Genomic DNA, 8025 nt, shown 5'->3' on the forward strand with positions numbered 1-8025 from the left:
GTGCCACCATCACTAGTACGAGAAGCATTAGAGATATGCCAACCTGATAAGTGAAATACTGTCATTTCGACCACAGCCCCCATTCAAATGGGCTTGGTTTACTACGTGACGATATTCGGAATGTTTGGGCTAATGGTAGCCCCCTTTTACCTTACCGCGGAATATCCAATACGACCAGGCAATATAGGCCATGACAATTGGGATAACAAACAGAAAGCCCAGCAGTAAAAAAAGCTGTGATTCATACGCTGAAGCCGCATCCCATAACGTGTAATCGGGTGGGACAATATAAGGCCATTTACTAGCCAGCAGGCCAAGATAGGTAAATAAAAACAATCCCATAGTCGCGACAAAAGGCATACCTTCCTGTTGTTTTTTAACCGCGCGAAATATCAGAAAAGCACAATAAAGTGCCAGAACAGGTAACAGCCAGATTATTGAAACACCATTAAACCAACGGTTTAAGACACCTTGGTCCACAAATGGGGTATAGATACTCACCACCCCAAAGACGACCAACACCATGATGAGCAAAATCGGCGTAATTTTATAAGCCCATTGTTGTAACTCACCTTCGGTTTTCATAATCAACCAGGTGCTACCCAGTAATGCATAACCAGCGACCAGGCCCAACCCGGTCATAATCGTAAAAGGTGTCAACCAATCCAGCGGTCCGCCCACATACACCAGATTGTTGGTTTCAAAGCCCTGAACATAAGCCCCGACCACTGCGCCCTGAGCAAATGCAGCCACAAACGAACCGCCGGCAAAAGCCCAATCCCAAAGATATTTGGTGGTATTTGCCTTGAAGCGAAACTCAAACGCTACCCCGCGAAAAATGAGGCCGGCTAACATTAAAAACACACCTATATATAAAGCAGGCAATAAAACGGAATACACCAATGGAAAGGCAGCCAATATTCCTGTACCACCCAAAACGAGCCAAGTTTCATTGCCATCCCACACGGGTGCCACCGAGTTCATCATAATGTCGCGTGAATGATCATCCGGTGCAAACGGATACAATATGCCCTGCCCCAGATCAAAGCCATCCATCAGTACATACATCATGACAGCAAAGCCAATAATTCCTGCCCATATAATCACTAAATCAAATGGTTGATCCATTACAGTCCTCCATCCAGATTTGCATTGGCTGCCGAGATAGGACGTTGCGCTTTTTCCACGTCACTATCGATTTGTTCAGCATTGGCTGTTTCTAGCCCCCCACGGAGAACGCTCATTAAATAGAATACGCCTGCACTGAAAATCATTGCATACACGAAGATATAACCGGTTAACGAAAACAAAGCCATCCCTCCCGTTAACGATGGCGTCAGCCCCTCAGCATGACGCATTTGCTCATAAATCAGCCAGGGCGCCCTGCCGACTTCGGTCACAATCCAACCGGCCAATACCGCTATAAAAGGAGCAAAGCTCATCATTCTTAAGCCATTAAGAAAGGGGCGACATTCCAGATAACGCTGTTTTCGACGTAAAAATAACCCTGCCAAGCCAAACAACACCATCAATGTCCCCAATCCCACCATAACCCGGAAAGCCCAGAATACGATGATGACCGGTGGTTGATCTTCGGGTGCGACTTCTTTTAATCCCTTAACTTCACCCTCCCAATCATGGGTCAGAATCAGACTGCCAAGTTTAGGAATGCCTATTTCAAAATGATTTTCCTGTGCCTCTTTATCGGGAATAGCAAACAAAAGTAAGGGTATTCCTGTACCGGTTTCCCAGTGCCCTTCAATTGCTGCCACTTTCATCGGCTGATGCTTAAGGGTATTAACGCCATGAAAATCACCTACCACCACCTGGGTTGGCGCTAACAGTAAAATCATCCACAACGACATGGATAATGCTTTTTTATTTGCCTCGACTTCACGCTTGTTCATCAGGTACCAGGCACTGACACCGGCCACCACAAATGCAGCCGTTAAAAAAGCGGCTATCCCCATGTGTAAAAATCGGAATTTGAATGAGGGGTTAAATATGGCATCGCGCCACGAATCCACATAATAAAGACCATTTTCGACGGTTATTCCATCGGGTGTATGCAACAGGGAATTTGCCGATAAGATCCAGAAAGCAGAAATAAATGTGCCTACTGCCACCATAATCGCAGCAAATAAATGCACTCCCTGCGGAACCTTATCACGGCCAAATAATAAAACGCCCAGAAAGCCTGCTTCGAGAAAAAATGCCGTGACTACTTCATAGCTGAGGATGGGGCCAAAGAAATTGGCGGTCGCGTAAGCAAAATTACTCCAGTTGGTACCAAACTGAAACGACATGACGATGCCTGACACGACCCCCATGCCAAAGACGACGGCAAACACCTGAATCCAGAATTTTGAAAGCCTTTGCCACAGTGGATTACCTGTCTTTAACGACAATGCCTCCAAAGCTGCAATGAAACTTGCCAGACCGATAGTGAACACCGGAAATATGGCATGGAAACACACCACAAAGGCAAATTGAATGCGCGACAAGATAAGTGGATCCAGTTCCATAGCACCCCCGAAGGTCATGTTGCCGACGCTCTTGTCAGCCGATATACATATTAAGTCAGCAGGATTATCCGATCAGTTCTCGTCATTCTCACGAGATGTCCGAATGACTTGTTTGTCTATCTTGATACTATGAAGATACTTCAACATAGGTTAAGCCCTGCTTGCAATGAATTGTTTAAGCTGATATTCGTACCTATTAATAATGTCATTCTGAATGACAGCTATTGTTTGATGGCTTCATATTTTTATAACAATATAAACCGTATTAATCCATCGAATGAAGTAACTTTTGTAAATCAGGAGAAATGGATATGGAAGTAGAAATCCAAGATGAAAAACATACCGGCCGGGTTGCGGCTGTTTTTGGTGATGAGGTATCTGCTAATGCGGCTAAACAGAAGCTCATTGATAATGGAATTTCATCAAAAGTCATCAGTATCGTAAAACCTGATGATAGTGCCATTAGTATGAAAATCGAGCCTGAAAGTCGTGGCATCTACAAAGGGATTATTAAATCACATGGCTGGTTGGGTCTGATTGGGATGATTGTCGGGGCCTTAATTGCGACTGCCCTGGTGTTAAGCGGTCCTGAAATGACCCAGTCAAACCCGCTTTATACTTACTTTGTGTTTGTATTCTTTGGTGTCATGTTCGGCATGATGCTCGCTGGTGCAATTTCACTCCGTCCGGATCATGATCCGTTAATTACCAAAACGGTTGAAGCCAGTCATGAGCATCACTGGACTGTAATAGTACAAACAGATGATGGTGATGAAATTGACCTGGTCAAGAAACTACTCGAAGGTTCGGCCATTTCGATGAGTGAAACCTTCTAAATTGAGATATCAGTCTGCGCTCTACGAGTCGATCATTTTCGACTCGTAGAGGATCGTGACCACCAGTTTTCAACTAAAGCAAAAATATTTTTTTTCTTCACCAAAATGGGTCAAATTCGGTGATCGCGCATGGCGTCTCAGTTACCGCCTGATCACTGCAAAGTTATCCACATCTAATGCACAATTTATGTGCAACTTATCCTCTTGCTAAGACTTCAAAAACACATTATCTTGTGGTTCAATCATGTTGCGACCACAATTTGTTGTGGTTTGCCGTTTTTAAAGTCTTACCACACAATGCAGGGAAAATCACTATGGCGAGCGAAGCAGAACACTACATCCAACCCTCCTCTGAAACCGGCTACAAAGTTATCCGGCGTAACGGCAAAGTCACCGAGTTTAATAGCAGCAAAATTGCTATTGCGCTGACTAAAGCCTTTTTAGCTGTTGAAGGTCAAGCCGCTAAAGATAGCCGACGTATTCATGAAACCGTTGCCGAGCTGACACAACAAGTCAGTGAAAACCTGCTGCGACGTCTGGATGATGGTGGCACGGTGCACATTGAAGATATTCAGGATCAGGTTGAACTTGCCTTGATGCGTGCCGGCGAATACAAAGTGGCTCGCTCCTATGTGGTTTATCGTGAACAGCAAGCCCAAAAACGTGCTGAAGAAGAACGTAAACATCCACAACCTGCCAATGAAAGCACATTACATGTCACGTTGAATGACGGCACTCGCCAGCCGTTGGATGTTGAACGTTTGCGGAACCTGATTGATGAAGCCTGTGAAGGTCTGGCCCAGGTTGATAATGCGGCCATCCTGCGTGATACCCAACGTAATATCTTTGATGGTGTGTCTGAAAAAGATGTCGAAAAAGCACTGGTCATGTCTGCCCGTACTTTTATCGAAAAAGATCCGGCTTACAGCACCCTGGCTGCTCGCCTGTTGATGGACAGCATCCGTCGTGAAGCACTGAGCTTTGTTTACCAGACCTCTCGCCAGGCTTCACAAGGTGAAATGGCTGATCAATATAAAGACTATTTCAAAACCTATATCAAAACCGCTATTGAACACGAACTGATTGATTCAGAACTTGGCCTCTATGATCTGGAACGTCTGGGTAGCGCACTGAAACCAGAAAATGATTTCAGCTTCACCTACCTGGGTCTGCAAACTTTGTATGACCGCTATTTCATTCACTTTGATGGTATTCGTTTTGAATTGCCACAAGCCTTTTATATGCGTGTGGCAATGGGTCTGGCGATTAATGAGATCGATCGTGAAGCCCGCGCCATTGAGTTCTATAACCTGCTGTCGTCTTTCGACTTTATGAGCTCGACGCCAACATTGTTTAATGCCGGTACCCTGCGTCCACAATTATCCTCTTGTTACCTGACAACCGTACCGGATGATTTAAGCGGAATTTACAGCGCGATGCGTGATAACGCTCTGCTGTCTAAATATGCCGGTGGTCTGGGTAATGACTGGACTCGTGTTCGTGGTCTGGGTGCGCATATCAAAGGCACCAATGGTAAATCACAAGGTGTTGTGCCGTTCCTGAAAGTTGCCAATGACACTGCTGTAGCTGTCAACCAGGGTGGTAAACGTAAAGGTGCGGTTTGTGCGTATCTTGAAACCTGGCACATTGACGTTGAAGAATTCCTGGATCTGCGTAAAAACACCGGTGATGATCGTCGTCGTACCCACGATATGAATACTGCCAACTGGATTCCGGATTTGTTCATGAAACGTGTGGCTGAAGAAGGTCAATGGACCTTGTTCTCACCAGAAGAAGTGCCGGATCTGCATGATCTGACCGGTCTGGCATTCGAAAAAGCCTACGCTGAATACGAAGAAAAAGCGGCGCGTGGTGAAATCCGTAACTTCAAAACCATGCCTGCCACCGACCTGTGGCGCAAAATGCTCGGCATGTTATTTGAAACCGGCCATCCTTGGATTACCTTTAAAGATCCTTGCAACCTGCGTAGCCCACAGCAACATGTTGGTGTTGTTCATAGCTCAAACCTGTGTACCGAAATCACCCTTAACACATCTGATCAGGAAATCGCCGTCTGTAACCTTGGCTCCATCAACATGGTTCAGCATATTGATGCTGACGGCAAACTGGATAAAGAAAAGCTTAACCGCACCGTAAAAACAGCTATGCGTATGCTGGATAACGTTATTGAGTACAACTATTACAGCGTACCGCAAGCACGTCATTCCAACCTGCTGCACCGCCCTGTCGGTCTGGGCATCATGGGCTTCCAGGATGCGTTGTATAAACTGCGTATTCCTTACAGCACCGAAGAAGCGGTGAAATTCGCTGATGAATCGATGGAAGCGGTCAGCTACTACGCCATTGATGCGTCTTCTGATTTGGCTGCAGAACGTGGCAAATACAAATCTTACGAAGGCAGCTTGTGGAGCAAAGGCATTCTGCCAATTGACTCTATCAAGATCCTCAAAGAAGCACGTGGCGAATATTTGCAACAAGACGAAAGCAAAACCATGGACTGGGATGCACTGCGTGACAAAGTCAAACGTCAAGGCATGCGTAACTCCAACACCATGGCGATTGCACCGACTGCCACCATTTCAAACATCTGTGGTGTCAGCCAGTCAATTGAACCGACTTACCAGAACCTGTTTGTAAAATCGAACCTGTCTGGTGAATTCACTGTCATCAACCCATATATGGTTGAAGATTTGAAACAACGCGGTTTATGGGATGACGTCATGATCAATGACCTCAAATACTACGATGGCAGCTTGCAAGCCATTGACCGTGTACCGGCTGAACTGAAAGCGCTTTATACCACCGCATTTGAAATGGATGCACGCTGGTTGATTGAAGCCGCGTCACGCCGTCAAAAATGGCTGGATCAAGCACAAAGCTTGAACCTGTACATGGCGGAACCATCCGGTAAGAAAATGGACAATCTGTACAAACTGGCGTGGGTACGTGGCCTGAAAACCACTTATTACCTGCGTTCAATGGGCGCAACCGGTGCCGAGAAAACCAGCACTGCGCCAACCACAGCAACAACTGCTAAACCGTCTACACCACCCGTGTTAAAGCCGGTTGCCAAACAAGAAGATGACTTTATTTCAGGCGAAGGTATGGATGCACCGAAAGCCTGTTCTATCTTGGAACCAGACTGCGAGGCTTGCCAATAATGTTTAACTGGGATGATCCACTTGCCGAGAAACCGGCAACTGACAAAGTCGACAACGAACTGCTTCCGCCTATGCAGCAAGCGGCCAATGAATTCGACACACCCGAGCCAACCACGGCCAGTGTCAGTGAATTGCCGCCATTGAATGCCAAAGCGATTAATGCAGACGACAAACGTGTGGTCAATGGGCAAGCTGATATCAATCAGCTTGCGCCATTCAAATATCCGTGGGCGTGGAACTACTTCTTAAACGCCAACAAAAACCACTGGACGCCACTCGATATCAACATGGCGCAGGACGTTCACGACTACCGTCATAAACTGACGCTGGAAGAACGTCATGTCTATGAAAACGTACTGTCCTACCTGACCACCTCCGATATTCTCGCCATGCGTAATATTGGTCTGGCGGTTATGGAAAAAATGACCGCGCCGGAATTGCAGATTTATCAGGCACGTCAGGTATATGAAGAAGCATTGCATACCTGGACCTACCAGCACTGCATCGAAACCATTGGTCTGGATCAAAGCGAAATCTACAACCGCTACCGCGTGGTCCCTGAGATTTATCAAAAGATCAAACTGGCTAATGAGCGTCTGGATACCGTGATGCGTAGCGATATCGACCTGCGTGATAAAGACGAACTGGAAAACTTCGTGATGTCCTATGCGTTCTTCGCCGGCATCTTCGAAGGCAGCTGGTTCTATAACGGCTTCTCACCGATCTTTGCTCTGCAACGTCGAGGTCTGATGAAAGGTACTGGCGAACAGCTGCAATACATCATGCGTGATGAAGTCATGCACGCCTCGTTTGGTATTCGTGTTTGCAAACAAATCATCAAAGAAGAAAACGTCAAACTGGATCCCAAGAAAATCCAGGAAATGTTCGAAGAAGCTGATGCGGCTGAAGCAACCTACGGTGGCTACATCCTGCGTGACCCGATTCTGGGTTACTCAAAAGAAGCCCACCACGGCCAATTCCGCTACACCGCCAACCGCCGTGCTAAACAACTCGGTTTTGAAGAACCCTTCCCAGGCGCAGAAGCCACCCTGCCCTGGCTGGATGAACAAGCCAATATGCGGAAGGAGAAAAACTTCTTCGAAACCAAGGTCACCGAATATCAAACCGGGGGCGGTTTGAAGTGGGACTGACAAGTTAAATAAAAAAGCCGACCTTGAGTCGGCTTTTTTGTAGCTCGAGAATCTAAAAAGCTTATTGATAATAAGATAATAGTATGCCTAGAGCTAAAACCTAATTTATAGTTTATTCAGTTATGAATAAGTGTCGTGTAAGACAACAAATAGATGAAGCATATTTCAACTATCAGATATGCTGGAGTTATCTGTGTGAGATTAAGGCACATAAAATCACAAATACCAACCTAACAAAGTTTCAACCAACTCTGTATGCATCACTATCTAAGCTGTCCCAGTTATACAGAGAAATAGCTCAAATCAAAAAAACTCTCATCACAAAAAAAAA

General features: G+C 45.9%; 5 protein-coding genes. 3 read left to right on the forward strand and 2 right to left on the reverse strand.

The window, feature by feature from the left end:
- Positions 1–129 precede the first annotated feature (129 nt).
- Positions 130–1128 (reverse strand): cytochrome d ubiquinol oxidase subunit II, encoded by a 999-nt coding sequence (gene cydB / locus LGT40_RS13305; protein ID WP_226074162.1) that lies wholly within the window; start codon positions 1126–1128, stop codon positions 130–132.
- Positions 1128–2543 carry a cytochrome ubiquinol oxidase subunit I gene (locus LGT40_RS13310; RefSeq protein WP_226074160.1) on the reverse strand — a complete coding sequence of 472 codons (1416 nt, stop codon included), beginning with the start codon at positions 2541–2543 and terminating at the stop codon, positions 1128–1130. The genes cydB and LGT40_RS13310 overlap by 1 nt, the downstream gene beginning before the upstream one ends.
- A gap of 293 nt (positions 2544–2836) precedes the next feature.
- Between LGT40_RS13310 and LGT40_RS13315 the strand changes: the two genes are divergently transcribed.
- The 3 genes from LGT40_RS13315 to LGT40_RS13325 all read left to right on the forward strand — a co-directional run bounded on the left by LGT40_RS13315 (position 2837) and on the right by LGT40_RS13325 (position 7694).
- Entirely contained in the window at positions 2837–3361 is a 525-nt protein-coding gene (locus tag LGT40_RS13315; protein ID WP_226074158.1) for a hypothetical protein, read from the forward strand.
- A 314-nt stretch (positions 3362–3675) separates the two neighbouring features.
- Positions 3676–6543: a ribonucleoside-diphosphate reductase subunit alpha gene (locus tag LGT40_RS13320; RefSeq protein WP_226074156.1), complete on the forward strand. Its 2868-nt coding sequence runs from the start codon at positions 3676–3678 to the stop codon at positions 6541–6543.
- The gene (locus tag LGT40_RS13325; protein WP_226074154.1) at positions 6543–7694 is read left to right on the forward strand and encodes a ribonucleotide-diphosphate reductase subunit beta; all 1152 of its coding nucleotides are present in this window, start codon (positions 6543–6545) and stop codon (positions 7692–7694) included. Before LGT40_RS13320 ends, LGT40_RS13325 begins: the two co-directional genes overlap by 1 nt.
- Positions 7695–8025: the final 331 nt, after the last annotated feature.

Origin of the sequence: Methylophaga pinxianii (assembly GCF_020447225.1) — a bacterium.
GTDB lineage: Bacteria > Pseudomonadota > Gammaproteobacteria > Nitrosococcales > Methylophagaceae > Methylophaga > Methylophaga pinxianii.